Source organism: Pandoraea vervacti (assembly GCF_000934605.2).
Taxonomy (GTDB): Bacteria; Pseudomonadota; Gammaproteobacteria; order Burkholderiales; family Burkholderiaceae; genus Pandoraea; species Pandoraea vervacti.
In genome coordinates, this window is record NZ_CP010897.2 from 685,343 (window position 1) to 710,925 (window position 25,583).

The 25,583-nt window shown below is 62.6% G+C and carries 24 protein-coding genes; 20 read left to right on the forward strand and 4 right to left on the reverse strand.

The window, feature by feature from the left end:
- Positions 1 to 2 precede the first annotated feature (2 nt).
- Positions 3 to 653: a TetR/AcrR family transcriptional regulator gene (locus tag UC34_RS03120; RefSeq protein WP_044453887.1), complete on the reverse strand. Its 651-nt coding sequence runs from the start codon at positions 651 to 653 to the stop codon at positions 3 to 5.
- Positions 654 to 870: 217 nt separating this feature from the next.
- Here UC34_RS03120 and UC34_RS03125 point away from each other — a divergent pair, with 217 nt between their 5' ends.
- Together UC34_RS03125 and UC34_RS03130 are read left to right on the forward strand one after the other, a co-directional pair.
- The gene (locus tag UC34_RS03125) at positions 871 to 1,401 is read left to right on the forward strand and encodes a cupin domain-containing protein (RefSeq protein ID WP_044453889.1); all 531 of its coding nucleotides are present in this window, start codon (positions 871 to 873) and stop codon (positions 1,399 to 1,401) included.
- Between the two features lie 341 nt (positions 1,402 to 1,742).
- Positions 1,743 to 3,470: a methyl-accepting chemotaxis protein gene (locus UC34_RS03130; protein WP_044453891.1), complete on the forward strand. Its 1,728-nt coding sequence runs from the start codon at positions 1,743 to 1,745 to the stop codon at positions 3,468 to 3,470.
- Between the two features lie 31 nt (positions 3,471 to 3,501).
- On the opposite strand, the gene UC34_RS03135 is transcribed toward UC34_RS03130, so the two are convergent.
- Complete coding sequence (locus tag UC34_RS03135; RefSeq protein ID WP_044453893.1) at positions 3,502 to 3,906, reverse strand: winged helix-turn-helix transcriptional regulator; 405 nt, start codon at positions 3,904 to 3,906, stop codon at positions 3,502 to 3,504.
- A gap of 100 nt (positions 3,907 to 4,006) precedes the next feature.
- Here UC34_RS03135 and UC34_RS03140 point away from each other — a divergent pair, with 100 nt between their 5' ends.
- The 8 genes from UC34_RS03140 (at position 4,007) to moaA (ending at position 14,383) form a co-directional block, all read left to right on the forward strand.
- The gene (locus UC34_RS03140; protein ID WP_044453895.1) at positions 4,007 to 5,122 is read left to right on the forward strand and encodes an NADH:flavin oxidoreductase; all 1,116 of its coding nucleotides are present in this window, start codon (positions 4,007 to 4,009) and stop codon (positions 5,120 to 5,122) included.
- 279 nt (positions 5,123 to 5,401) lie between these two features.
- Positions 5,402 to 6,319 (forward strand): LysR family transcriptional regulator, encoded by a 918-nt coding sequence (locus tag UC34_RS03145; RefSeq protein WP_052810878.1) that lies wholly within the window; start codon positions 5,402 to 5,404, stop codon positions 6,317 to 6,319.
- A gap of 15 nt (positions 6,320 to 6,334) precedes the next feature.
- A complete protein-coding gene (locus UC34_RS03150) occupies positions 6,335 to 6,967 on the forward strand; it encodes an NADPH-dependent FMN reductase (protein ID WP_237165222.1) in 633 nt (210 codons plus the stop codon).
- 351 nt (positions 6,968 to 7,318) lie between these two features.
- Positions 7,319 to 9,637: an FdhF/YdeP family oxidoreductase gene (locus tag UC34_RS03155; RefSeq protein WP_044453899.1), complete on the forward strand. Its 2,319-nt coding sequence runs from the start codon at positions 7,319 to 7,321 to the stop codon at positions 9,635 to 9,637.
- Positions 9,638 to 9,801: 164 nt separating this feature from the next.
- Complete coding sequence (locus UC34_RS03160) at positions 9,802 to 11,202, forward strand: cytochrome ubiquinol oxidase subunit I (protein ID WP_044453901.1); 1,401 nt, start codon at positions 9,802 to 9,804, stop codon at positions 11,200 to 11,202.
- Between the two features lie 4 nt (positions 11,203 to 11,206).
- Positions 11,207 to 12,214, forward strand: a complete 1,008-nt coding sequence (cydB, locus tag UC34_RS03165; protein WP_044453903.1) for a cytochrome d ubiquinol oxidase subunit II — start codon at positions 11,207 to 11,209, stop codon at positions 12,212 to 12,214.
- Between the two features lie 19 nt (positions 12,215 to 12,233).
- Positions 12,234 to 13,145 carry a bestrophin family protein gene (locus UC34_RS03170; protein WP_044453905.1) on the forward strand — a complete coding sequence of 304 codons (912 nt, stop codon included), beginning with the start codon at positions 12,234 to 12,236 and terminating at the stop codon, positions 13,143 to 13,145.
- Positions 13,146 to 13,270: 125 nt separating this feature from the next.
- Positions 13,271 to 14,383 carry a GTP 3',8-cyclase MoaA gene (gene moaA / locus UC34_RS03175; RefSeq protein ID WP_072617431.1) on the forward strand — a complete coding sequence of 371 codons (1,113 nt, stop codon included), beginning with the start codon at positions 13,271 to 13,273 and terminating at the stop codon, positions 14,381 to 14,383.
- A gap of 75 nt (positions 14,384 to 14,458) precedes the next feature.
- On the opposite strand, the gene UC34_RS03180 is transcribed toward moaA, so the two are convergent.
- Positions 14,459 to 15,907 carry an aminotransferase-like domain-containing protein gene (locus tag UC34_RS03180; protein ID WP_044453907.1) on the reverse strand — a complete coding sequence of 483 codons (1,449 nt, stop codon included), beginning with the start codon at positions 15,905 to 15,907 and terminating at the stop codon, positions 14,459 to 14,461.
- Between the two features lie 292 nt (positions 15,908 to 16,199).
- Between UC34_RS03180 and UC34_RS03185 the strand changes: the two genes are divergently transcribed.
- The 9 genes from UC34_RS03185 to UC34_RS03220 all read left to right on the forward strand — a co-directional run bounded on the left by UC34_RS03185 (position 16,200) and on the right by UC34_RS03220 (position 23,583).
- Positions 16,200 to 17,123, forward strand: coding sequence for a LysR family transcriptional regulator (locus tag UC34_RS03185; protein WP_044453909.1), 924 nt, complete (start codon positions 16,200 to 16,202; stop codon positions 17,121 to 17,123).
- Positions 17,120 to 17,263, forward strand: a complete 144-nt coding sequence (locus UC34_RS25605; protein ID WP_167370631.1) for a hypothetical protein — start codon at positions 17,120 to 17,122, stop codon at positions 17,261 to 17,263. The genes UC34_RS03185 and UC34_RS25605 overlap by 4 nt, the downstream gene beginning before the upstream one ends.
- Positions 17,264 to 17,379: 116 nt before the next feature.
- Positions 17,380 to 17,592, forward strand: coding sequence for a DUF1059 domain-containing protein (locus UC34_RS03190; RefSeq protein WP_044453911.1), 213 nt, complete (start codon positions 17,380 to 17,382; stop codon positions 17,590 to 17,592).
- A 96-nt stretch (positions 17,593 to 17,688) separates the two neighbouring features.
- Positions 17,689 to 18,408, forward strand: a complete 720-nt coding sequence (locus UC34_RS03195; protein ID WP_237165223.1) for a GntR family transcriptional regulator — start codon at positions 17,689 to 17,691, stop codon at positions 18,406 to 18,408.
- A gap of 402 nt (positions 18,409 to 18,810) precedes the next feature.
- Positions 18,811 to 19,878, forward strand: coding sequence for a TauD/TfdA family dioxygenase (locus UC34_RS03200; RefSeq protein WP_044453913.1), 1,068 nt, complete (start codon positions 18,811 to 18,813; stop codon positions 19,876 to 19,878).
- An 82-nt stretch (positions 19,879 to 19,960) separates the two neighbouring features.
- Positions 19,961 to 20,854, forward strand: coding sequence for an ABC transporter substrate-binding protein (locus tag UC34_RS03205; protein ID WP_052810879.1), 894 nt, complete (start codon positions 19,961 to 19,963; stop codon positions 20,852 to 20,854).
- Between the two features lie 13 nt (positions 20,855 to 20,867).
- Positions 20,868 to 22,007 carry an amino acid ABC transporter permease gene (locus tag UC34_RS03210; protein WP_052810880.1) on the forward strand — a complete coding sequence of 380 codons (1,140 nt, stop codon included), beginning with the start codon at positions 20,868 to 20,870 and terminating at the stop codon, positions 22,005 to 22,007.
- Between the two features lie 13 nt (positions 22,008 to 22,020).
- Complete coding sequence (locus UC34_RS03215; RefSeq protein WP_044453914.1) at positions 22,021 to 22,764, forward strand: amino acid ABC transporter ATP-binding protein; 744 nt, start codon at positions 22,021 to 22,023, stop codon at positions 22,762 to 22,764.
- Between the two features lie 111 nt (positions 22,765 to 22,875).
- Complete coding sequence (locus UC34_RS03220) at positions 22,876 to 23,583, forward strand: HD domain-containing protein (RefSeq protein ID WP_044453916.1); 708 nt, start codon at positions 22,876 to 22,878, stop codon at positions 23,581 to 23,583.
- A 61-nt stretch (positions 23,584 to 23,644) separates the two neighbouring features.
- Here UC34_RS03220 and UC34_RS03225 read toward each other — a convergent pair whose 3' ends face one another.
- Positions 23,645 to 24,121, reverse strand: a complete 477-nt coding sequence (locus UC34_RS03225) for an Lrp/AsnC family transcriptional regulator (protein WP_044453918.1) — start codon at positions 24,119 to 24,121, stop codon at positions 23,645 to 23,647.
- A gap of 181 nt (positions 24,122 to 24,302) precedes the next feature.
- Between UC34_RS03225 and UC34_RS03230 the strand changes: the two genes are divergently transcribed.
- A complete protein-coding gene (locus tag UC34_RS03230; RefSeq protein WP_044453919.1) occupies positions 24,303 to 25,577 on the forward strand; it encodes a Zn-dependent hydrolase in 1,275 nt (424 codons plus the stop codon).
- Positions 25,578 to 25,583: the final 6 nt, after the last annotated feature.

Below are 25,583 nucleotides of genomic sequence, written 5' to 3' on the forward strand. Positions count from 1 at the left end.
GTTCACTTCCGTGTAACGCCGTTCAGCAAAAGCGACAGCAAATGACGCAACGTCGAATCGACGTCGTCGGGGTCTGCCTTGCCCGCGCTCAATCGACTGATGCGACCCACGTCCACCATGACGTAGACCATGACGCCCAGCGCGGATTGGAAAAGCCAGTGGATCTCGGCCTCGCTGCGGTCCGGCAAAGCGATGCGCAACTGCTCGACAAATGCGATGGCGAGCGGATCGAGCATTTTTTGGACGATCCCCCGCTCGGCCGCGCCGGGGTCGTTGATCTCACGCGCCGCGATGATTCCGAAATGGGTTTCGTTTCCGGTCGCGCGCAAATTCAGCATCGGCAGCATCAGGGCTTTGAGAATCATTTCCAGTCGACGCTCGAGGTTCTCCTCCATCGTGGCTAATGCCAGCCCGGCCTTGCGCTGCTCGACCATCGCCGGCGTGCGCAGTTCGAAGATCGCTTGATACACCCCGAGCTTGCCGCCGAAGTGGTAACTCACGAGTCCCACAGGTACACCGGCATGCTGGGCGATATTCCGCAGCGATACGCCGTCGTAGCTCAGTTGCGCGAAAAGAGGCTCGGCCGCCGCGATGATGCGTGCTCTAGTGGTTCGTCGCTCGCCAGCCGCCAGCTTCGCGCTATCTGCATTCATGTATTGCTCCGTGGATAAGCCGTCGTCGCAGAACGTTGATCGTACCGCGGAAATTTTACAAATAGTTAATATATTTGTATACGTGGTAAACCTAGTTGGTCACTTGTTCAAATCGCGGAAAATCACCGTTGTCGGGCGCAATGTCGGGGCTATCCAATCGCCAGGCTCGATGCCCGGCCGGCGGGTATGTCCGGCGACAGAGGAGAGAGGAGCAACGATGAGTTCGAAAATACGCCGCGTCGTCAGTGGGCACGACGCCCGGGGGCGTTCGACCGTGCTATTTGACGGCTACGCGACGACCGTCAAGGAAATGGAATCCATGCCGGGACTGTTGCTGACCGATTTGTGGGAAACCGACACGTCGCCCGTCGACAACAGCGCGGACGTCGACGCCGCCGCGCGTCCGGTGAGATTGGAGCCTCCGGCCAACGGCTCGATCTTTCGGATGGTGGAGTTCCCGCCGGACAGTGCATGGCGCGGTAACTCGGACGCCGAGAAGGCATTTCTGTCGATCGGCGCGCCGAGCGCTCATCAGCGGGCATCGGGCGATCCGATGATGCACAAGACCGATACGATCGACTATCTGGTCGTCGTGAAGGGTGAGATCTACGCCATCCTCGACACTGGCGAAGTCCTGCTCAAACCCGGCGATGTGTTCGTGCAGCGCGGAACGGTGCACAGCTGGAGCGTGCGTGGCAACGAGCCGTGCCTGCTTGCTGCGATCCTGATCGATGCGCGTCCGGTTTAGAAACCCGCATGGCATTCCCCCTTCAGGCGCGAAAGGAACCCCGGTTGCGGCCGGTTCGGATAGTCTGAACCAGCGCCCCGAAGGCATTCTCACCATAACAAGGGAATGTGCGGCGGGGGCGCAGGGAAGACGTAAGGCAAGGGTGACAAGCACGGGTGACGAAATTTAACTCGCTGTATAAATAAGTACTCCTAATTTTAAAGATGGCGATGTCGTCATTCCGCCTTGTTCAGGCTTATTCGGCTTGAATCCGGCTCAATTCGGCTTATTCCGCCCTATTCGGGCTTATTGCGCCGCAACCCATGATCGCCCAACAGGCGATCCCGCCTTACGGAGTCCCTATGTCATTCCTTACCAGAATCAGGATCGGCACGCGTCTCGGCGCGGGCTTTGCCATTGTGTTGCTTCTGCTCGGCGCCATCGGCGGCATCGGACTGCTTCAGGCAACGCGCATCTTCGAGGGAACGCAAGTCATCGGCACGAACTGGTTGCCAAGCGTCGAGACGCTAGGCGACCTGCGCGATGCCGCTCAGGAAGTGCGGGGCACCTCGCTGCGCATGCTGCTTGCGACCGATCCCGCCGAGCGAGCATCGCTGCGCGAGCGTCACACGCAAATGATCGGCCAGTTTGCCAAGACGCTCGACGCGTATTCGAAGCTCGTCTCGTCGACTGAAGAGCGTCGGATATTCGAATCGATCAGCACCGCCTGGGCGAAATATCGCGAGGAGGATACGAAGGCGGAGGAACTCGCCAATTCGGCCGACGGCGGCGCCATCGACGCGCGCGCGTCGGCGTCAACGGCATCGACGCAATCGTTTCAGTCGGTGTTGGACGTCATTAATCAGGATGTCGCGCTCAATCGCGAGGGTTCGTCGGCGGAAGTCGCAGCGGCGAAGGTCGCTTACCAGACGGCGTTTGCCTGGGCGGTCGGCCTCATTGCCGTTGCCATTGCGCTTGGCGTGGCAATCGCGTTGGTGACTACCCGCTCGATCACGCGGCCCATTGCACGCGCGGTGCAGGTGGCCGAGACGGTCGCACGCGGCGATCTGAGCACGCGTATCGAAGTGCACGGCAACGACGAGGCGAGCCAGTTACTTGGGGCGCTGCGTCACATGAACGAGCGTCTGGTCGATCTCGTGGGTCGGGTGCGCACCGGTAGCGAGGGCATTGCAACGGCATCGGCGCAGATCGCGGCGGGCAACACGGATCTGAGCCAGCGGACCGAGGAGCAGGCCGCCTCACTGGAGGAAACGGCGGCGAGCATGGAACAGCTTACGGTCACCGTAAAGCAGAACGCCGACAACGCGACGCAAGGCAACTCGCTCGCCGACCTGGCCTCGCAAACGGCGACGCGAGGCGGCGAGGTGGTGAGCCGCGTGGTTGACACCATGCGCGAGATTGCCAACAGCTCCGAGCAGGTCGCGCAGATCATTTCCGTCATCGAGGGCATTGCATTCCAGACGAATATTCTCGCCCTGAATGCCGCGGTCGAAGCGGCACGCGCAGGCGAACAGGGTCGTGGTTTCGCCGTGGTGGCGGGCGAAGTCCGCACGCTCGCGCAGCGCAGCGCGACTGCGGCACGCGAGATCAAGGAGCTCATTACCGTGTCGGTAGAGCGAGTCAACAACGGCACGACGCTCGTGGACGATGCGGGGCGCACCATGGGCGAAATCGTTCAGTCGGTCAAGCGAGTTGCCGATCTGATGAACGAGATTTCGGCGGCGTCGGGCGAACAGCGCACCGGCATCGAGCAGGTCAATCAGGCCGTTACGCAGATGGATGAGGTCACGCAGCAGAACGCGGCGCTCGTGGAGGAAGCATCGGCGGCGGCGCAGTCGCTGTCCGCCCAGGCCAAGGAGTTGCGCGAACTCGTGTCGGTATTCAACATCGGTGCGGTGGCGCGCGCGGACGACGCGGTGACGGAGCCGATGGGTGCGGGCGCCACCGCCCCGCGCACGGCGCCTTCGAGGCCTTCCCTGTCGATGGTGCGTGCGCCTGCCCCCAAACGGAAGCCGGCGCGCCGCGAGCCCGTGCCGGCGACGGCAGACGGCGATTGGAGCGCCTTTTAGTCGTTCGAAGGCACGTGTGTGCGTGCCTGTCTCATCCCGGTTGCCGTTCACGTCGGGCGTCATTTGCCGATGTTGTGCGTTCGTCGTACGCCCGGCGTGCGGTCTCCACTTCATCCAGGTACTCCACCGTCCAGGCATACAGCGCCTTGAATGGCTTCTGAAGCTTGCGACCGAGCGCACTGATCTCGTACTCCACGGAAACGGGCGACGTCGCCAAGACATGTCGAGTCAGCAGCCCATTGCGCTCCAGACGGCGCAAACATTCCGTCAAAGCCTTCTGCGAAACCCCTTCCAGTCGCCGTCTGATTTCATTGAAACGAAGCGGCTGCGCGTCAAGCACCGTCAAGACCATCATCGACCATTTGTCTGCAATCTGATCGAACAGAATTCGACTCGGACAATCCACGGCAAATCGTTGCGGCTCATGTATTGGCATCACGGTTTCCTCCGATATACCTGGTCTATCTAAAGTGCGTAATTGAAATTAAGTATAGAAAATATACTATGGGTCGCGTCAACCTTTTTGGAGAGACGTGATGACAGAAATTTTGCTCGACGCCCTGTTCCAGCCGTTCGAACTCAAATCCCTGAAGCTCCGCAATCGTGTGGTGATGGCGCCCATGACGCGCTCGTTTTCGCCCGAAGGCGTACCCGGCGCAGACGTGGCCGAGTACTACCGCCGCCGGGCGAGCCACGGCGTCGGACTGATTCTGTCCGAAGGCACCGTGATCGATCGTCCCGCCTCGAGCAATGACCCCAACATCCCGCATTTTCACGGCGATGCCGCCCTGGCCGGATGGCAACGCGTCATCGACGGTGTTCATGCGGCGGGCGGTGCCATGGGGCCGCAGATCTGGCATGTCGGATCGGTCCGGAGCCCCATGACCGACTGGGTGCCGGCCTCAGGCATCGAGAGCCCGTCGGGCCTGATCGATGCGACTCGGACCCGGGGCGTCGCAATGACAGAGGAGGCGATTGCCGACACCATCGCGGCCTTCGCGCGTGCGGCGGCCGATGCGCGCCGACTTGGGTTCGATGTCGTTGAAATTCACGGCGCGCATGGCTACTTGATCGACCAGTTCTTCTGGGGCGCCACCAATCGGCGCACCGATCAGTATGGCGGCGCCACGCTCAAGGCGCGTTCACGCTTTGCCGTCGAGGTGGTTCGCGCGGTCCGGCGTGCGGTGGGCGAGGAGATGCCCATCGTCATGCGCCTGAGCCAGTGGAAACAGCAAGATTACGCCGTACGGCTGGCGGAGTCTCCCGATGCCATGGCCGAGTGGCTGGTGCCGCTCGTGGAGGCCGGCGTCGACATTCTGCATTGCTCCCAGCGACGTTTCTGGGACGCCGAATTTCCCGAGATCGATGGTGCGGGCGGCCTCAACTTCGCCGGTTGGGCCAAAAAGCTGACCGGAGCCGCCACGATTACCGTGGGGTCGGTCGGGCTGTCGGGAGATTTTCTGGGGGCGTTCGGTGGCGAGACGTCGCAGCCCGCGAGTCTGGTCAACCTGATTCAGCGGCTGGAGCGCCGTGAGTTCGATCTGGTCGCGGTGGGGCGCGCCTTGCTGAGCGACCCGGCGTGGGTACACAAGTTGCGCGAGCGCGGGCCGCTTGCAGGCTTCAAACCGGCCGATTTGGCGACCTTGTATTGATGGGTGAAACGTTTTAATCGCGCGGGTCGGCCAAACGCCTATTGGCCGACCCGCGCGTGCATCCGGGCGTATCCGGTCGTTCGTCGCAACGCCGGATTCCTACCAAATACCGGTTAAGTCTTTTTCACGTAAAACGAGGAGCGATTTGCCCCTCGGCAGAATAGAATCCAATCCCATGAACCGGTGGAGGTGCGGTTCTCCTCCGGCGCAGGCCGCAAAATAGGCGTGCACCCGTTGCGAACGAACCAGGCTCGTGAGAGCCGACATGGGCTCAATTGGATGGACAAGATGCTTGCGATGCGCATCCTGGTCAGGATCGCAGAAACGGAAAGTTTTACGAAAGCGGCAGACCAGCTGCACCTGAGCGTGCCGGTGGTGACGCGCGCCATCGCGAACCTCGAATCGCAACTCGGTACGCGATTGCTTCACCGAACGACACGTTCCGTCACCTTGACGGAGGCGGGCAAGCAATATGTGGATGGCGCCATGTCCATGTTGGGGCAACTCGATGAGCTCGAAAACTCGTTGATCGAGTCTCGCGCGGGCCTGAACGGTTTGCTGCGGGTCGTGGCGTCAGCAGGTTTCGGACTGGCCGGTCTCGCGCCCTGGCTCAAGAGCTATCAGGACAAGTATCCGGAAGTGGTGCTTCAGGTCGCCACCGTGGATCGACCGGTGAATCTGGTGTCGGAAGGGTACGACGTGGGAATTCTAGTTGACCACACGATCACGTCGGAAAATCTGATTCAGCGACCCCTCGCCACGTATGACCGGATCTTGGTTGCGTCGGCAAAGTACGTGAAATCGGCCGGGCTAGCCAGGGTGCCTGGCGATCTTCTCAACTATCGGTTTTTGTCCGAAGAGACAGGCTCCAACGCCACGAATGTCGAATTGGCATTTCGACTCGCGGGGGCGACCGAGCGTATCCGGGTCAAACCCGTATTCCTTACCCCAAGTCCCTGGCTGCTGCGGCAGGCACTCGTGAACAGCATGGGGTTCGCATTGATCCCCAGGCTTTTCGTTGAGGACGACCTGCAAAGCGGGCAACTCGTCGAGTTGATGTCTGAGGCAGAACTCCTAGATCGTTCGGCCATCCAGAGTTTGGTGTATCCGACGCGCAGATTCATGAACAGCCGACTCAGAACCTTCATTGATCACATGCTCGAAGCTGCGGGAAGCCGTGGCGGGTTGCTCGCATAGGTTCCCCGTGCGGATGTGGCAGACGCGCCTTGCGCTTATCAGAGGACTCAATCCATGGCTGAACTTGCTCCCCCCCTCGTTAAACTTCTGGCGATTTCCGGCAGCCTCCGCAAAGCGTCGGTCAATACCAAAATTCTCGAGACCGTGGCGGATTCGGATTTGCTCAACGCGCACGCGGTTATCGACGTGATCGTTCTGACGGACGTGCCCTTGTACAACGAAGATCTGGATTTGGAGGTGCCGCCGCCAGCCGTGCAGGCGCTCAGAGACTCGATTCGTTTCGCAGATGGCGTGATTATCTCGACACCGGAATACAACCATGGCCTGCCGGGCGTACTGAAGAACGCACTGGATTGGGCTTCCCGGCCCCAAGGGCAGTCCTGCCTTGCCGGCAAACCGGTACTGTCACTGTCGGCGTCGCCTGCTTTTACCGGCGGGGTGCGCGCACAGGCGCAGTTGAATGAAACGTTGATTGCCGTCGGCGCTCAGCTCGTGCCTCGCGCGCAAATCGTGATCGGCGGAGCGTCCGAGCAAGTCTCCGCGACACGACTCATGAATGAGGCAACGCTGAACTTCGTCATTGACGGCGTTCGCGATCTGCTTCGCGTGATCGAGCGGAATCGGCACGCACAATATCAGGAGGCGTGAGCGCAAAGCGCAGCCTTCCACCTACGGCTCGGACAAAGCCCCGGGGGCCTCGCCTCCGGGGCTTTTTTATCGGCGCCGGCGGGAAATCGACACCCGGGTACGGCAATGCCGATAAATGTTATCGGGCGAACCGAGGTTCCGACGTTCCGGCATTAAAAATAGAATGAACCGGAACCGTAGCGCCGATCGCGCCCGTCGGGATCGCAACTGTACTCTTTGCCGAATCGCTGAACTGCATGCTTCGCGCCGCCCACAAATCCCTATAGTCGAATGGCACGACAATCCGCGGCCGCATGGCGGTCGTAGCCCCCAAAGCAACGCAGCATCCTGACCGGTGCACGGAGTGAAAAAATGAGCAAGCGACGCGAAGTACCGGGCATTCGCCCCTACGACGGACCCGCAGGCGGATGGGGCGCACTGCGCGCCACCGCTACCGCCGTGCGCCAGCAGATGGAGAGCTTCGAGGCGCCCATCGTGCTGATGCGTACCAATCAGCCCACGGGCTTCGACTGCCCGGGATGCGCGTGGCCCGACAAGGAGCATCGCTCGACGTTCCAATTTTGCGAGAACGGCGCCAAGGCCGTGACATGGGAAGCCACGACCAAGCGCGTCACGCCGGAATTCTTCGCGCAGCACACGGTGTCGTCGCTGCTCGCCATGTCCGACTATGAACTCGAAGACTTTGGCCGCCTGACCCACCCGATGGCCTACGACGCCGCCACCGACAAGTTCGTGCCGGTGGCGTGGGACGCCGCGTTCGCGCGCATCGGCGAGATCCTGCGCAGCTACGATTCGCCGGACAAGGTCGAGTTCTACACGTCGGGGCGCGCCTCGAACGAAGCCGCGTACCTCTTCCAGTTGTTCGCCCGCGAGTACGGCACGAACAACTTCCCCGACTGCTCGAACATGTGTCACGAGCCGACGAGCGTCGGACTGCCGATGTCGATCGGCATCGGCAAGGGCACCGTCTCGCTGGATGACTTCGACGAGACGGAACTCATCATCTCGATCGGCCACAACCCGGGCACGAACCATCCGCGAATGATGGGCACGCTGCACGAAGTCGCGCGTCGCAACGTGCCGATCATCGTCTTCAATCCGTTGCGCGAGCGGGCGCTGGAGCGTTTCGCCGACCCGCAGAACATCATCGAGATGGCGACGTACAGTTCCACGAAGATCGCGTCGACCTACTTCCAGGTCAAAGCAGGAGGCGACGCGGCGGCGCTCAAGGGGATCATGAAGGCGTTGCTCGCGCTCGAAGCCACGCAGGGCAATGTGCTCGACCGCGATTTCATCGCCACCCACACCGAGGGGTTCGACGCGCTCGCCGCCGACCTCGAAGCAACGTCGTGGGCCGACATCGAAAAGGAAAGCGGTCTGACGCGCGACGAACTGGAGCAGGTCGCCGTCGCCTACGCCAAGTCGAACGCCACGATCGTGACGTATGGCATGGGCATCACCCAGCACAACACCGGTACGGCCAACGTGCGCCTCATCGCCGATCTGCTGCTCATGCGTGGCAACTTCGGAAAACCCGGTGCAGGCATCTGCCCGTTGCGCGGCCACTCGAACGTGCAAGGCAACCGAACAGTGGGGATCACGGAGAAACCGTCAGAGGACTTCCTCCAGCGCATTGAAAACGTCTTCGGCTTCAAGCCGCCGCATGGGCACGGTCACGACGCCGTCAAGGCGATGCAGGCCATGGTCGACGGATCGTCCAAGGCGCTCATCTGTCTGGGCGGCAACTTCGCGGTGGCGTTGCCGGATCCGGACTTGTGCTTTCCCGCCATGAAAACGCTGGATCTGAGCGTGCATCTGGGCACGAAACTCAATCGCACGCACCTGCTCGTGGCGAAGGAAACGTTCATCTTGCCGGTGCTCGGCCGTACCGAGCTCGATGTGCAGGCCGGCGGCCCCCAATCGATCACCGTCGAAGATTCGATGTCGATGGTGCACGCGTCTGCCGGCCGGCTCAAACCGGCCTCGGAGCATCTGCGCTCAGAGCCGGCCATCGTGGCGGGCATGGCGCAGGCGACGCTGCCGGCGAGCAAAGTCGACTGGCAGTCGCTTGTCGGCGATTACGACCGCATTCGCGATCTCATCGAGCGCACGGTGCCCGGCTTCGACGACTACAACACGCGCATTCGTGTGCCCGGCGGCTTTCGCATGCCGCTGCCGCCGACCGAGCGTAAATGGGATACCCCGTCGGGCAAGGCGATCTTCTCGGTGTTCAAGGGCGTACGAGAGAACTACGAACCGTGGGCGGACGACGTGCTGCGTCTGATCACGATCCGCAGCCACGATCAGTACAACACCACGATCTATGCGCTGGACGACCGTTATCGCGGCGTGTTCGGCCGTCGTGACGTGTTGTTCATGCACCCGAACGATCTGGCCGCGCACGGGCTGGAACACGGCGATCTCGTCGACATCGAGACGATCTCGTCCGGCCGGGCACTCCGGCTCACGGGCATCACGGTGATCGAGTACAACATTGCGCCAGGCTCGGTCGCCGCCTACTATCCCGAAGCCAATGTGCTGGTGCCGCTCGACTACATCGACGAGGACAGCGGAACGCCGTCATACAAGTCGATTCCCGTTCGTGTCCTGCGCAGCGCGCAGCGCGTCGAACCCGCTGCGACACCTGCTGCAACACCGGCCGCGTCATGACCTGCTGACCCCGAGTGCCGCACACGGACGCCGGGATCGGCCCGCGCGCGGCGTAGCGCTCATCCAACCGCCCGGCGCCGCCGAGCCATCGCACCACCCGTGAGCGAACGGGTGCGGCGCGGTGTCGCCTGCGCCCGGCCGTTGCCTCACTTCAGAGAACGCTCATGGACATGTTAGATGCCCTACAACTGGCCCGATTGCAGTTCGCATTCACGGTCTCGTTTCACATTGTTTTTCCCGCGATCAGCATCGGTCTGGCGAGCTTTCTCGCGGTGCTCGAATGGCGCTGGCTGGCCACCGGCGACGAAGCCTACAAGGACATGTTTCTCTTCTGGTCGAAGATCTTCGCCATCGGCTTCGGCATGGGGGTCGTATCCGGTGTCGTCATGGCGTATGAGTTCGGCACCAATTGGGCCGGCTTCTCACACGTGGCGGGCAACATCACGGGGCCGCTCCTGACTTACGAAGTGCTCACCGCGTTCTTCCTCGAAGCGGGGTTCCTCGGCATCATGCTCTTCGGATGGGAGCGTGTGAGCGAGCGTGCGCATTTCTTCGCCACGCTGATGGTCGCCGTGGGCACGCTCATCTCGACGTTCTGGATTCTCTCGTCGAACAGCTTCATGCAAACGCCGCAGGGCTATGCCATCGAAGCCGGGCGCATCGTGCCGGTCGACTGGTTCAAGGTGGTGTTCAATCCGTCGTTCCCCTATCGGCTGGCTCACATGACCATCGCGGCGTTCATCGTGGCGGCGTTCATCGTCGCGGCGTGTGGGGCATGGCACTTGCTCAAGGGGCGTCGCGACAAGCCCGTCAAGCGCAGCTTTTCGATGGCACTTTGGATACTGCTGGCGCTCGCGCCGATTCAGATTGTCGTGGGCGACGCGCACGGCCTGAATACACGCGAATACCAGCCCGCCAAAATCGCGGCCATCGAAGGGCTCTGGGAAACGGAGAAGGGCGGCACCGCGCTCAACCTGTTCGGCCTGCCCGACATGGACGCGGAAGTGACGCGTTACGCCGTCAAGGTGCCGCATCTGGGCAGCCTGATCCTCACGCACTCGTGGGACGGCGAAATCCGGGGTCTCAAGGAATTCGCCCCGCAGGACCGGCCGTATTCGCCGGTCATCTTCTGGACGTTCCGCATCATGGCCGGCCTCGGCATGCTCATGCTGCTCACGGCGCTCCTCGGCGTCTGGCTGCGCATTCGCGGAAAGTTCTACGAGACCCGCTGGTATCAGTGGATGGTGCTGTGCATGGGGCCTTCCGGGCTGATCGCATTGCTCGCCGGATGGATCACGACGGAAGTCGGACGTCAGCCGTGGACCGTCTACGGCGTGCTGCGCACGACGCAATCCGTCTCGCCGGTGAGCGCGCAGCAAGTCGGCGTGTCGCTGCTGATCCTCGTCGTCGTGTATTTCCTCGTGTTCGGCATGGGGGTGTACTACATGCTCAAGCTCATGAAGCAGGGGCCGAGCGAGAGAGCCGAGTATTTCGTGCGTCTGAAGCATCCGGGACTGAACAACCGCGCGTTGTCGGAACCGTTCGAAGCCGTTCAGGGGGAGTGACGTCATGCATATCGATCTACCTGTGGTCTGGGCGGCCATTATCGGCCTGGGCGTGTTCATCTACGTCGTCCTCGACGGCTTCGATCTCGGCATCGGTCTGCTGTTTCCGTTCTTCGACAGCAAGAGCGAGCGCCAGGTCATGCTCAACACGGTCGCACCGGTGTGGGACGGCAACGAGACGTTTCTGGTGCTGGGCGGCGCCGGGCTGTACGGCGCGTTTCCTGTCGTGTACGCGACACTGCTTCCGGCAAATTACCTGCCACTGATCATGATGGTGGTCGGTCTGATCTTTCGTGGCGCCGCGTTCGAGCTTCGCGCCAAGGCACGCCGCACGCAACATCTGTGGGATCTCGCCTTCATCGGCGGCTCGGCGCTCGCGGCGTTCTGTCAGGGTGTCGTGCTGGGGTCGTTGTTGCAGGGCATCCGGATCGTGAACGAGCAATTTGCCGGCGGCCCGTTCGACTGGCTCTCGCCGTTCAGCGTGTTTTGCGGCATGGGCGTACTCGTCACCTATGCAACGTTGGGGTGTGGCTGGCTCATCCTCAAGACGGACGGCGAGTTGCAGCGCAAGATGCGCCTGCTCATGCGCCCCATGGTCACGGTGCTGCTCGGCATGGTGGCGCTGGTCAGCCTGTGGACGGTGCTCGGCCTGCCGGGCGTGGCGCAGCGCTGGTTCGCCAGCGGCATGCTGGGCTGGTTCCTGCCCGTGCCGATTCTGGTCGTGGCCTGTGTGGCGGGGATCTTCCGTTCGGTGCGCCTGCGTCATGAAGCCGCGCCGTTCGTGTTGACGCTCGCCCTGTGCTTTCTTGGGTACAGCGGACTCATTATCAGCATCTGGCCGAACATCCTGCCGCCCTCGCTCACCATCTGGCAGGCCTCGTCCAGCCCGCAGAGCCAGCAGTTCGCGCTCGTGGGCACGGCCATCGTGCTGCCGATCATTCTCGTCTACAACGCGATGCAGTACCGGGTGTTCCGGGGCAAGGTCCGCGAGCACGACGCCGGCTATCACTAACTTTTGAATTCACGCTGTCATGATTGTCCGGCCCAAACAAAGCTGGTTCCGTCTCCTGTTCGTCTGGAACGGTTCCGTCTTGCAGTCGATCATTCCTCAGCTTCTGTTCATGGGGGCGGTCAGCAGTCTGGCCGTCTTCACGCAGGGGCGAATCTTCGGCGAAAAGATCCCGCTCAACACCACGCTGCTCACGCTGTTCGGGCTCACGCTTGCCATTTTTCTGGCGTTTCGCAACAACGCCAGCTACGAGCGCTTTAACGAGGCACGTCACCTGTGGGGGAATGCGCTGATCGCGTCGCGCGCGCTCGTGTCGCAATTGTTGTGCTACCTGCCTGCCGGCGGTGAAGCGCAGCGTGTGGCCGATCTCACCGTGGCCGTGACCTATGCGCTCAAGCACGAACTGCGCGACAGCGATCCCTATGACGATCTGAGCAAGCTGTTGGGACCGGGACAGGCGGCCTGGCTCGGCAACCGGAAGTACCGCCCCATGGCGATACTTCACCTGCTGCGTGAACGCGTGAGCCGCGCGCACGCGCAGGGGGCGCTCACGGACGCGCAGTTCTGGACCGTCGACGCGCAACTCGTCGACCTCGGCAAGACGATCGGCGGGTGCGAGCGCATTGTGTCGACACCTATTCCGTTCGCCTACAGCGTGCTGCTGCACCGCACGGTCTACACCTACTGCATGTTGCTGCCGTTCGGTCTGGTCGATTCGACGGAGTTCTTCACGCCATTGCTGTGCGTGTTTATCTCTTACACGCTGATCGCACTGGAGGCGATCGCCAACGAGGTGGCCGAACCGTTCGGCGTTGCGCCGAATGCGCTGGCGCTCGACGCCATGACGCGCAATATCGAGCGTTCGGTGTTCGAACTCTGCGGGCGTGAGCTGCCGGACCCCGTCACGCCGAAGTTTCCGTATCAGCTGACCTGAGCGGGCGGGATGCCGGGGCGCAACTGTACTTCGTCACGCAGCGGCGAACTGTCATCCTTGGCGACGGATGGCGCGCCTATGCTGTGGACATCACTCCCCATGTCTAGCCGAATACGGTCCGTCTCGTGAACGCCATCGTCGACCTTCCCGTTGTTTCGATATCCGCTGCGTCAGCGCAACCGGGCGAGCATGGCGCGCCCGTTGTGGACCTGCGCGGGCGGCCGCTTCGCGATTTGCGCCTGTCCGTCATCGATCAGTGCAATTTCCGGTGCACCTATTGCATGCCCCGCGACACGTTTGGCGCCGGGTATCCTTTCCTGCCGGCCTCGGCGCGCCTATCGTTCGATCAGATGGAGACGCTGGCACGCGCCTTTGCTTCGCTGGGCGTCGACAAGATCCGCATTACCGGCGGCGAGCCGCTTTTGCGACGCGGCGTCGAACATCTCATCGAGCGGCTTGCCCGTATTCCGACGTGGGACGGCCGCCCCATGGAGATTGCGCTGACGACCAATGGCGTGCTGCTCAAGGACAAGGCGCGCGCGCTGCGCGACGCCGGACTCACGCGCGTGACCGTGAGTCTCGATGCGCTGGACGACGCGGTGTTCCGGCGCATGACCGACACCGATACGCCGGTCGCGCGGGTGCTGGAGGGCATTGCCGTTGCCGGTGCGGTGGGGCTCGCGCCGGTCAAGGTCAATACGGTGATCGAGCGCGGCGTGAACGACAGCCAGATCTTGCCGCTGGTACGCCACTTCAAAGGCACCGGGGTGGCGCTTCGCTTTATCGAATACATGGACGTGGGCGGTGCCGCAGGCTGGGGCATGTCGCGTGTCGTGACAGCCAGTGAAGTGCGCGACAGGGTGGCGTCGATGTATCGGCTCGTCGCCGTGGACGCCGCGGACGCCGTGAGACCCGGCAGCACGTCCGTCAACTACCGGCACGAGGACGACGGCTCGGAGGTCGGCTTCATCGCCAGCGTCTCGCAGCCGTTTTGTGGCGATTGCACACGGGCGCGGGTGTCCTCCGACGGGCAACTCTATACCTGTCTGTTCGCCACCCAGGGCATGGACCTCAGGCCGTGGCTGAGCGACGGGGCGTCGCCGGCGCGGCTCGCGGAGGCGGTTCGCACCCATTGGCAGTCACGCGGTGACAATTATTCCGAACGTCGGGGCCGGCGCGGCGCGCACGGCGACAAACGTCAGTATCCGACGATTCGCATGTCATTGGTCGGCGGCTGAAGCCGCCGTAGCGCGTGCGTCGTTCCGTCAGGCGTCGTGCGATCGATGCGCGCGAATCGCGGGCGATGAGACCGCTCACCGCGCGCCAGGCGTCGGCACGCTCTGCCGTGCGCAGGCGCCGGCCAGTTTGCCGACCGTAATGACGGCCTGCTCGATCTCGGGCGACCACGGTGTGCTGTAGTTCAGGCGAATGAAGTTGGGGTAGCTGCCGGAGGCTGAGAACATGTAGCCGGGCCCGATGGTAATGCCGCGCTCGAGCGCCTGCTCATAGAGCTTCATGCCGTCGACCGCGCGGGGCAATTCCACCCAGAGCACGTAGCCGCCGGCAGGATTCGAAAGTCGCGTCCCCTCGGGGAAAAAGCGCGTCACGATGGCCTTCATGAGATTGGCCTGTTGGGCATAGGTCTTGCGAAGTCGGCGCAGATGATGCTCGTATCCGTCACGCTCCAGAAACTCCGCGATCGCGATCTGCGGGATGGACGCCGTCGTGAGCGTGTTCAGAAACTTCAGTTTCTCGACCTGATCGCGGTATCGCCCCGGGAGCGCCCAGCCGATCCGGTAGGCCGACGCCAGCGTCTTCGAAAACGATGAACAATGCAGTACCAGTCCGGCGGTGTCGAACTGCTTGAGCGTCGTCGGATACGACTCGCCGTAATACAGCTCGTTGTAGACGCCATTTTCGATGATGGGCATCTCCAGCTCGGTGGCCAGCGCCACCAAGGCCCGCTTGGCATCGTCCGGCATCTCGAAACCCAGCGGATTCTGGAAATTCGGCATGACCATGCATGCCGCGATGCGCTGTTCCTTCGCGATAGCGGCGAGCGCCTGCACGTCGATGCCGCGCGCCGGATCGGTCGGAATCTCGATGGCCTTCATGCCCATGCGCTCGATCGCGTGCAGCATGGCGTAGAAGGTCGGCGACTCCACGGCCACTACGTCTCCCGGCTTGGCGACGGCCTGAAGACAGAGATTGATGGCTTCGGTCGCGCCCACCGTCACGATGATCTCGGCAGGATCGACGCTCACGCCTTTCTCGGAGTAACGCTTGGCGATCTGTCGGATCAGCTTGGGATGACCGGGAGGCAGCGCGTTCTTCATGCCGCGCAACGAATCGTCGCGTGCGGCGGAATACGCGTAGCGGTTGAGCTTTTCGAAGGGAAATGCGGCTGGATCGGGATAGGGCGATCCCAGTGGAACGGCGTCGTTAGCCGAGATCGATCGAAGGGTGGACAGTACCAGTCGGCTCACGTCGACAGAAGCCGAAATGGCAATCGGTTTTGGACTGACCGGCGAGGCGAGCTGCGCACCGCCGCCTTCGCGCGCACTGACAAAGTATCCCGATTGCGGCCGACTGACGATCAGGCCACGGCTTTCGAGCAACAAGTAGGCCCGGATGACCGTGGTAATGCTGATCTGGCGCTGCTGGCTCGTTTGCCGCACCGAGGGCAGACGTTCCCCGGGTTGATAGACACCTTTGCGGATCTGGCCCTCGATGTCGCCCGCCAGCGTCTCGTAAAGTCTCATTTCGTGCTCGCTCCCTGACAACGTCCCGCCCTGCACCTCGGATTCCGATGGTCTGCGCGGGGCTCGCACAACTCTATCAGAACTGTACTCTTCGGATGTCGCCGTTTTTGTGCACTCACACATCGGTTTCCAAGCACTACCCTTCAGTCAATGGATATCGAAGGCACGATCATGGCGACCGAAGAAGGAAGACTGCAAATCACGCGGGCAACGCATACGATGTTCGCGCGCATGACGATCGCGGGCGCACGCTTGCCCGACCCTGCTCGAAAGCTCACCGCGGGAGGTCGCGATGAACCTGCTTGAGGCCATGCGCGTATACACGCGCGTCGTCGAGCGCGCCGGCATTTCTAGCGCTGCGCGCGATCTCGGCATCGGACAATCGGCGGTGAGCGAGCGCATCGAGCGTCTCGAACAGTTTCTGGGCTGTCAGTTGCTGCAACGCACGACTCGGGCGTTCAAGTGCACGCCGGAAGGGGAGATTTTTTACACGCACAGCAAGCAGGTGGTCGAGGCGGCCGCGCAGGCGGTTTCCGAAGTGTCGCGAGACCACGCGCTGTTGAAGGGATACCTCCGGATATCGGCGCCGCATTGCCTTGGCGAGGGCATCATTCCCGAGGCGTTGCGCCACCTGCGCGATATCTGCCCGTCGATGACCTTCGATCTGGTGCTGGAGGATCGTGCCCTTGACCTGATCTCGGAGGGGGTGGACCTGTCGTTTCGACTTGGACGATTGACGGACGGCAGTTTCGTCGCCTGCAAGTTGGGGCAGGTGCCACGCATGCTCGTGGCCGCGCCGTCGTACCTGGCACGTGCGAGCGCGATTCACGGGAGGGACGATCTGGCAGACCACCCGTTCATTCGCATCAAAGGCGATTTCGACAGCGAGCAGTTGCCGTTGATCGATCCTTGGGGACACGAAGACGCTGCACCGATTCGCACCGCAATGACGACGAGTCATTGGCGGCCGATGTACGACATGCTGCGCAGCGCGGCGGGTATCGGCGTAATCAAAGTGCCGGCGGGTATCGATGCGCTGAGAGATGGCAGCCTGGTGCCGGTCCTTCCCGGATACGAAGTCCCCCCTCTGGACCTGCATCTGCTGATCCAGTCGAAGCACCCGTTCCCGCTGCGGATTCGGCATGCCGTCGACGAGATTCGAAAGTGCATGCCGGAGATTTTGAGGGCCCGCGCGACGCCGGGAGATACGCGATGAGACCTACCGGCGATGCGCGCGAAAAGATCCGGCGCCGACGTCGACAGGCGTTGTGGTTCGTGGCCCTGTGGTGTGCGGGCGTCGCGTTGACCGCTGCGGTGACGTTGCCTTTGCATCTGCTCGTCGTCTGGGCAAGGTAAGCCGCGAACACCACGAATGCCACGAATGCCGCGCGGGGCGCCTGCGACCTATACTTTTTTTGAGCGAACGCCTTGTTCGCCCGCCCCGTCGCTTCGTTCGGTATCAGGAGACCATCATGACTCGCAAATACATCGATTGCCGGGAATTTCCCAGTGAAACGAACTGCTCCGTCGCCCTCAGCGCAGACTCGGAGAACGAGTTGCTGGAGGCGGCCGTTCAGCATGCGGTGACGGTCCACAAGCACGCCGACTCCCCGGCGCTTCGCTCACAACTGAAGACACTGTTCCACGACGGCACGCCACCGGTCGAGTCCCCGCCTCGCGGCTGAAGGCGGGGAAATGAGCGACGTGACTGCCGGGGTGAGACGACGGGTTTGGGACGCCAAGCCGAAACGTATACGGAATGGTGCAATTGTATAATCTGGGTGCCATTCACTCCGGCCTTGTCCAACGTCTCCGTGACCCGATTCATTCCTGCACACTCGCCCGCTAACGGCGATACCGCCTCCCTGTCGACGGCAGAACGCGCCCATGCGGAAATTCGTCGGCAGATTCTGTCGGGCGAATTGCCTGAGGGCGCGCCGATTCGTCAGGACGAGATTGCGGCGCGTCTGGGCGTGAGCAAGATTCCGGTGCGCGAGGCGCTGATGCGTCTGCAATCGGAAGGATGGGTGGTGCTCAAGCGCAATGCCGGGGCGTTTGTCACGCCGCTCACGGTGAGCGACTGTGTCGAGATGCTCGACATGCGTATCGCGCTCGAATGCCGCGCGCTGGAACTGGCCGTGCCCAACATGGCGCCCAGTGATCTGGCCGTGGCAGAGCAGTGGCTCCAACGCTACGCGAAAGCGGACACGCCACAGTCGTGGAGCGAACTGAATCTTGCCTTCCATCAGGCACTGTACGCGCCGGCCAATCGCCCACGTCTGGTCGCTACGGCGCACGCGGCTCAGGAGCGCATGGGCCGCTTTCTGCGCGCGCATCTGTCTGCGGTCAACGATCACCAGCGCTCCACTGACGAGCACCTCGCCATCCATCGCGCCTGCGCCGCCGGCGACACCAAAACGGCTGTGCGACTGCTGCGCAAACACCTCGAACAAACACAACGCGAAGTGATGGCGTTCTTCCGGCTGAACGCGAAGGCGTAAGCGTTACCTCAGTCTTTTCGTCACGGGGAAACACGACTCCCGGCCGTCGTTGTTTGCGCAAAATCGTATACGAAATGAATAAATCATATACGGCAACATTTATGTTCGCGTATAGTCCGTGTGACCCGGGTCATGTGTCCCGGGGCAGTCGGGCAGTCCCGCGCGGGACTTCGTGCCCGTCACCTGTCTCGCCTGTCGTGTGCCAACGAGGCGCTGTGTGCGCCCGCGTGGCCATGTAAAGCGTATCCAGGACGCCTCGCCGCTGTGTTGTTTTCCAGGGCTAGGACTTTCCCTGATCCGACGCAACCCCTGATTGCCGGAATCGAGAACCTGGGTGTAATGTCTTTACATGTATATACAACGTAGGGCGAACGACTCATCCACATCTATCAGGAGGATTTCATGTCTGAATCGAAGCGTCTTCAGGGGGCTGCCGTGTGGCGCGGTGCCGAAATGCTGAACAACGACCGTTGGGTCAAGACGTTCCCGGCGGTGGTGCTCAATCAGATCGATGCTGCGCTGGAGCAGACGCGCAACGTCGCCTGGCGCGACATCAATCGTCAGAACTTTCCGCTGCCCGACGCGGGCGCATTTTTCGACGACGTTCGCGAAGAACTCGAAAACGGTTCGGGCATGGTGAAGATCCGCGGCCTCGATGTGAGCCGCTACGACGCCGAAGCGCTCCGTCGCATCTGGTACGCGCTCGGCGCGCATCTGGGCACGCCGATGTTCCAGAACTGCCGTGGCGAAGTCATGCGCGAAATCAAGGACGAAGGCATGGGCGTGGGCGCGAAGCTGTATGGCGCGACCGTCGACAGCTCAGGCAAGCAGTTCCTCTCGTCGGGCGCCCGTACGCTATCTCCCGGCCAACTGCGTTTTCACACCGATCGTTGCGATGTCGTGGGCCTGTTGTGTGTGCGTCAGGCGTCAGAAGGCGGTGTGAGCAAGCTCGCCAGCAGTGCGACCGTCTACAACGAGATGCTCAAGCGTCGCCCCGACCTGCACGCTCTGCTGTGCAAGCCGATCCCGCGCAGCCGTTTCGGCGAAGAAGCCGGCGGCGAGCACATTGCCTACGACTTGCCGATTTTCGGCGTGCGAGACGGCAAGCTGACGAGCCACTTCTCGCTCACTTATATTGAAAACGCCCAGATGCTTCCGGGCGTGCGCAAGCTCAGCGACGCCGAGCACGAAGCGATCCAGATGCTCCTGGCGCTGGCCGAAGAAGAGTGCTTCCAGATGCGCTTCGCCCCGGGCGACATTCAACTGCTGAACAACCACATCGTGTACCACGGCCGCACCGCCTTCGTGGACGACGTGCAGACCGGTCAGGACCGTATGCTCATGCGTCTGTGGTTGTCGGTGCCGAATTCGCGCGCGTTGCCCGAAGACCACGCCGTCCTGTGGGGCGACGTCGGCGCCGGCAAGCCGCATGGCGGCATCGCCCAGCCCGCCGCCGCGTTGCCGCTGTAATCCCATGACCCTATGAAGCTGCGAAGCTGCGATGCTCGCAGCGCCGAACCTACAAACGCAAGACGCAAGGAGAGACTTCCCCATGACCCCGATCGAACGGCAGGACAAGAAACGCGCAATCCGCAAGACCGCCCCGCTGCGCACACTGCTCATTCCGCTCATGCTGGGCGGCCTCGGTGCGCTGTCGACGGCTGCCTCGGCGGCTCCCGACTACGGCAACTGCCAGGTCACCGGCACGCGCGGTTCGGTCAAGCTCGAAACGGTAACGCCGGGCGCACTGTCGGTGCGTCCCGTGCTGCCGGCGCCCGGCTGGTGGAACGGCGACTCGCCCGACACCATCAAGGACGGCTTCGAGTACTGCATGGCCGCCAACATGGCCCACCGTGCCGGTCTCGATCGCGTGATCGTCGTCAACCGCTCGTTTGCGCAGGTGGTGGCAGGACAGGCGAAGGGCTTCGATATCGCGCTGAGCGAAATCACCATCACCGATGAGCGCAAGAAGGTCGTGAACTTCACCGACCCGTACTTCAGCTCGGATCAGGGCATTCTCGTGAAGACCGGCACGAAGGTCGACAAGGACAGCATCAAGAAGATGCGTCTGGGCGTGAAGCAGGGCACCACGATCCTGCCGTACCTGACGGACAAGGTGAAGGTCGCCGAGCATCCGAAGGTCTACACCGACGCCGCGGCCATGTACGCCGCCCTTGCCGCCGGTCAGGTCGACGCCGTGCTGTACGACACGCCGAACGTGCTGTCCATCGCGAAGAAGTCGGAAGGCCGTTTCGAAGTGGTGGGCCGTTACGACACCAGCGAACAATGGGGCGGCCTCGTCAACAAGGACTCGCCGAATCTCGCGGCATTCAACAAACTGATCGCCGAGATGAAAAAAGACGGCACGTTCGACCGTCTGGCCACGCAATATCTTGTGCCGAGCCTCGGTGCCGATCCCGCCAAGCTGCCTGTCCTGACGCCGTGAGGTCGCCACGACCATGAGCCAATCCACGCAAAAGGCGCCGGGGGCGATCCTCGGCAGCATGGGCCGGGAGCGTCGCCTGAACATCGGCGGCATGCCCGCCGCGCCCACGGTGTTGTGTCTGTGTGCCCTGCTGGGGGCGGCGCTTGCCATCGCCAGCAGCGTCTATACGATCATCGCGTTTCGTGAGGGGCTGCTTGCCAATCAGCTCGGTGGCTGGTGGGTGCCGGTGGGTACCGGCGTGCTCGGGGTGGCGTCGCTTGTCGTGCTCTGGCCGCTCGCGCGCGCGGTTGCGCGCTACCGGGACTTCGGGCGTGCCACATCGCGACACGATGTCGTGGCGGCGCGCGTCGCCAAGTCGGAAGCCGGCGTGCAAAGCTGGATCACGCTGGGCTACACGCTGGCGCAACTGATCGTCGTGCTCGCGTTGCAGTTCGTCCTGGCGAACGATCTGGCGGTGGCGAAGACATTCTTCCTCGTGCCGCTGATCGTCAAGACGTTCCCGCTCGTGCTCGAAGCCTTCTGGGTGAACGTGAAGATCTTCCTGATTGCGGAAGTCTTCGTGCTGATCTGGGGACTGATCGTTGCGCTGGCCATGTTCGCCCCGGGCAACGCCGGCAAGCCGTTGCGCTTCATCGCCACGGCCTATGTCGACATCTTCCGGGCGATGCCTGCCGTGCTGGTGATCTATCTGGTCGGCTTCGGTCTGCCGCTCACCGGCGTGCCGATCCTGAAGGATCTGTCGCTGACCACCTACGTGGTGATTGCGTTGACGCTGACCGTCGGGGCTTACGTCGCAGAGATCTATCGCGCCGGCATTCAGGGCGTGCACTGGTCTCAGGTCGCCGCAGCACGCTCGCTCGGCCTGTCGTACACGCAGACGTTGCGCTTCGTGGTGCTGCCCCAGGGCATTCGTCAGATCATTCCGCCGCTGCTCAATGCCTTCATCGCGTTACAGAAGGACACGGCGCTCGTGAACGTGGTCGGCGTGATCGACGCCTTCAATCAGTCGATGGTGATCGCGTCGAACCACTACAACCTGTCGGCGGCAACGACCGTAGCCATTCTGTTCATCATCATCTCGGTTCCGCAGGTGCGTTTCGTGGAACGGATGGCAAAACGCGACCGTGCCCGCATGCGTGCGGGTGGCGCCTGAGGAGCGAACGACCATGTCATTCATCGAGATTCGCGACATTGCCAAGTCGTACGGCGACGTGTCGGTCATCAACGGTCTGGCGATGACGGTGGAAGCGCATCAGGTGGTTTGCCTCATCGGGCCGTCCGGCTCCGGCAAGTCGACGCTGCTGCGCTGTATCAACGGCCTGGAGCCGATCGACGCGGGCGAGATTCTCGTGCACGGCGAGCGCATTACCGGCCCGGGCGTGGACGTCAATTCCCTGCGCCGCGACATCGGTATCGTGTTCCAGGGCTACAACCTGTTCCCGCACATGACCGTGCTGGAGAACGTCACCCTTGCACCGATCCGCGTGCTCAGGCAGCCCAGGCGTGAAGCCGAAGCCCGCGCGATGGCGTTGCTCGAACGCTTCGGTCTTGCGCACAAGGCCAACGAGTACCCTGATCGCATGTCGGGCGGACAGCAGCAGCGTGTGGCCATCGTACGCGCGCTGGCGATGGACCCGATGGTGCTGTTGCTCGACGAAATCACGTCGGCGCTCGATCCCGAATTGGTGTCCGAAGTGCTCAACATCGTGCGCGATCTGGCGCACGAAGGCATGACGATGCTGCTCGCCACGCACGAGATGGGATTCGCACGCGAAGTGGCATCGAAGGTTTGCTTCCTGTGTGACGGAGCGGTCTGCGAAGAAGGGCCGCCGGAGCAGATCTTCGGCGATCCGCAGCAGGAGCGCACACGCGCGTTCCTGCGCAGCATTCGTCAGGCGAAGCGCCTTTGACGCACAACAGCAGGTAACGTTGGAGGCGCCCCGAAGATCGGAAGGTCTTCGGGGTTTTCTCGTTGTCCGCAGGTAAAATCGTGTGCTTTGCATCGACGGTCTTTACATCACATGCTCGCGCACGCCTTCACCCCCTACGAGTCGACGATTGCCGCCGTGCTGGACACACTGGGCATGGCGGCACACGCCGACAGCGACGACGGTTCGCACGACTGGTCGCATCTCATTCGCGTGTGGACGCTGGTCAAGGAGATCGCGGCGCACGAAGCGCGCGAATCGTCTGATGCATCCGAATCGTCTGAATCGGCGATCGATCTGGAAATGCTCGCAGTGGCCACGCTGCTGCACGACTGCGTAGCGGTCGAGAAGAACGACCCGCGTCGCTCGCAGGCCTCGCGCCTGTCGGCCGACAAGGCGCGCGGCATCTTGCAGGCGATGGGCTGGGCGGCCGAACGTATCGACGCCACCGCGCACGTCATCGAGGCCCACAGCTTTTCGGCGGGCATCGCGCCGAAGTCGCGCGAAGCCGGTATCCTGCGCGACGCCGACCGGCTCGACGCGATTGGCGCCATCGGCATCGCCCGCACGTTCTATGTCGCGGGACGCATGGGCTCGCGCCTGTACGATCCGATCGATCCGTTTGCCGGGGATCGGGCGCTGGAAGATCGCCGCTTTGCACTCGATCACTTCGAGGCAAAGCTCTTTCATCTGGAGGACGGGCTGACGACGAACGCGAGCAAGGCCATCGCGCGGCGACGCGTCGCAACGATGCGCACGTTCGTCGAGATGCTGCGAGAGGAAATCGGGGCGGCGTCCTGAGCACGCCTCGCCGCGCTTTACTCGTTGCTCGTCGATCCAGGCGCCCGCCGCACAATGCCCGTCAGCGCGCGGCGACGGCGTCGAGCGGCACTTCCAGCCCGACCTTGACGTTGCTCATCGAGACCAGCGTCTTGAAGCGCTTGACGTTGTTGCTCTCGAAGAACAGCGCACGCGTGAGCGCCGTGTATTGCGCCATGTTCTGCACGACCATGATCACCACGAAGTCGCATTCTCCTGCCACGTAATAGCACTGCTGCACCTGCGGGCACGCCAGAAAGCTGCGCTTCATCGCGTCGAGCAGGTCGAGGCGCTCATTCTCCACCTCGACTTCCGTAATGATCGTGAGCGGGTAGCCCACCTGTTCCGGGTCGACCAGCGACACCGTCTTGCGCGTCACCCCTTCGTCCGCCAGTTTCTTCAGTCGCCGGTTCACGGCGGCCGATGACAGATTCACTTGCGCGCCCAGTGCGTGCTGGGGTGTCGTCGCGTCTTGCTGGATCGCCGCGAGCAGGGCGATGTCGTAGCTGTCGAGGCTCATGGGCGCAATAAAAGTTCGATCGAGACGCCGAAAACGCGCAAATCGTACGCGCTCTCCGGAATATTATTCAGGCAGCCAGATGATACTCCGCTAGCGGCGACTTCCCGGATCCTCGCATTGGCGCTTCATCGGCTGCGTTTGCTGAACGTCTTCCCATTCCGACAAGTACAACGACCGACTCATGTCCGACACGAAAGCCTCCGCCCTCCGTCTGAACGGCCCTGTCATGTTGCAACAACTGCGCGAACTCGGCGAGATCGGCGCCGACCCCGTCGCCGGCGGACGCACGCGCGTGGCGCTCACCGACGACGAGAAGGCTGGCCGCGATCGGGTCGTCGCGTGGATGCGCGAGCTCGATCTCGATGTACAGGTCGATCGCATCGGCAACATCTTCGGCACGCTGCCGGGCGAGAGCGGTGCGCACGACGCCTCCGGAGCGAAGCCGCGTCCCCTGATGATGGGCTCGCATATCGATACCGTCATCAACGCCGGTGCGCTCGATGGCTGCTACGGCGTGCTCGCCGGTCTGGCCGTTGCGCGGGCGTTTCGCGAGGCGGGCATCGTACCGTCGCGTCCAATCACGGTCGCGGCATTCACCAATGAGGAAGGCGCGCGCTTTCACCCCGACATGATGGGGTCGCTGGTGCACGCGGGTGGCTTGTCGGTTGACGAGGCGCTCGATGCGATCGGCACGGATGGCGCTCGTCTGGGCGACGAACTCGTTCGCATTGGTTATGCCGGCGACATGGAGCCGGGCACCCTCGTGCCGCACGAATATCTCGAACTGCATATCGAACAAGGTCCGGTTCTCGAAGCGGAAGGGCTGGAGATCGGCGTCGTGGAACGTTTGCAGGGCATCTCGTGGCAACAGATCACGGTGCAGGGCAACGCGAACCATGCGGGCACGACACCCACGCGCCTGCGCCACGATGCCGGTTACGTTGCCGCCGCCGCCGTGGCCGAACTTCGGCGCATTGCCGTCGAGTCCGGCACGACGCTCACGACCGTAGGCACGATGAAGCTAGAGCCGGGTGTCATCAACGTGATTGCGCGCAAGGCGGTATTCACTGTCGACATGCGTGACCCGAACGATGAACGTCTCACGCAAAGCGAAGCCATGCTGAGCGATTTTCTGACGAGGATGGCGACACAAGAGGGCGTTCGCATCTCGACCGAGCGGCTCGCGCGTTTCTCGCCGGTTGTCTTCGACGCGGAACTGGCCGATGCCATCGAAGCCAGCGCAAAGCGCATGGGGCTGTCGTACCGGCGCATGACGTCGGGCGCGGGTCACGACGCGCAGATGATCGCGCGCATCGCGCCTGCGGCCATGATTTTCGTGCCGAGCCGTGGCGGCATCAGCCATAACCCGCGCGAGCATACCGACGACGATCAGCTTGTGCGCGGCGCCGAAGTGCTGCTCGATGTCGTTGCCCGACGTCTCGGCGTCGCACATTAATCGCGG

Excerpts from the sequence above, each read along its gene's own strand:
- UC34_RS03200 (WP_044453913.1), top strand. The coding sequence starts at position 18,811 with ATGTCTGAATCGAAGCGTCTTCAGGGGGCTGCCGTGTGGCGCGGTGCC.
- UC34_RS03185 (WP_044453909.1), top strand. The coding sequence starts at position 16,200 with ATGAACCTGCTTGAGGCCATGCGCGTATACACGCGCGTCGTCGAGCGC.
- UC34_RS03215 (WP_044453914.1), top strand. The coding sequence starts at position 22,021 with ATGTCATTCATCGAGATTCGCGACATTGCCAAGTCGTACGGCGACGTG.
- UC34_RS03135 (WP_044453893.1), bottom strand. The coding sequence starts at position 3,906 with ATGCCAATACATGAGCCGCAACGATTTGCCGTGGATTGTCCGAGTCGA.
- UC34_RS03190 (WP_044453911.1), top strand. The coding sequence starts at position 17,380 with ATGACTCGCAAATACATCGATTGCCGGGAATTTCCCAGTGAAACGAAC.
- UC34_RS03220 (WP_044453916.1), top strand. The coding sequence starts at position 22,876 with ATGCTCGCGCACGCCTTCACCCCCTACGAGTCGACGATTGCCGCCGTG.
- UC34_RS03205 (WP_052810879.1), top strand. The coding sequence starts at position 19,961 with ATGACCCCGATCGAACGGCAGGACAAGAAACGCGCAATCCGCAAGACC.
- UC34_RS03230 (WP_044453919.1), top strand. The coding sequence starts at position 24,303 with ATGTCCGACACGAAAGCCTCCGCCCTCCGTCTGAACGGCCCTGTCATG.
- UC34_RS03160 (WP_044453901.1), top strand. The coding sequence starts at position 9,802 with ATGGACATGTTAGATGCCCTACAACTGGCCCGATTGCAGTTCGCATTC.
- cydB (WP_044453903.1), top strand. The coding sequence starts at position 11,207 with ATGCATATCGATCTACCTGTGGTCTGGGCGGCCATTATCGGCCTGGGC.
- UC34_RS03170 (WP_044453905.1), top strand. The coding sequence starts at position 12,234 with ATGATTGTCCGGCCCAAACAAAGCTGGTTCCGTCTCCTGTTCGTCTGG.
- UC34_RS03155 (WP_044453899.1), top strand. The coding sequence starts at position 7,319 with ATGAGCAAGCGACGCGAAGTACCGGGCATTCGCCCCTACGACGGACCC.
- UC34_RS03225 (WP_044453918.1), bottom strand. The coding sequence starts at position 24,121 with ATGAGCCTCGACAGCTACGACATCGCCCTGCTCGCGGCGATCCAGCAA.
- UC34_RS03140 (WP_044453895.1), top strand. The coding sequence starts at position 4,007 with ATGACAGAAATTTTGCTCGACGCCCTGTTCCAGCCGTTCGAACTCAAA.
- UC34_RS03210 (WP_052810880.1), top strand. The coding sequence starts at position 20,868 with ATGAGCCAATCCACGCAAAAGGCGCCGGGGGCGATCCTCGGCAGCATG.
- UC34_RS03180 (WP_044453907.1), bottom strand. The coding sequence starts at position 15,907 with ATGAGACTTTACGAGACGCTGGCGGGCGACATCGAGGGCCAGATCCGC.
- UC34_RS03120 (WP_044453887.1), bottom strand. The coding sequence starts at position 653 with ATGAATGCAGATAGCGCGAAGCTGGCGGCTGGCGAGCGACGAACCACT.
- UC34_RS25605 (WP_167370631.1), top strand. The coding sequence starts at position 17,120 with ATGAGACCTACCGGCGATGCGCGCGAAAAGATCCGGCGCCGACGTCGA.
- UC34_RS03145 (WP_052810878.1), top strand. The coding sequence starts at position 5,402 with ATGGACAAGATGCTTGCGATGCGCATCCTGGTCAGGATCGCAGAAACG.
- UC34_RS03125 (WP_044453889.1), top strand. The coding sequence starts at position 871 with ATGAGTTCGAAAATACGCCGCGTCGTCAGTGGGCACGACGCCCGGGGG.
- UC34_RS03130 (WP_044453891.1), top strand. The coding sequence starts at position 1,743 with ATGTCATTCCTTACCAGAATCAGGATCGGCACGCGTCTCGGCGCGGGC.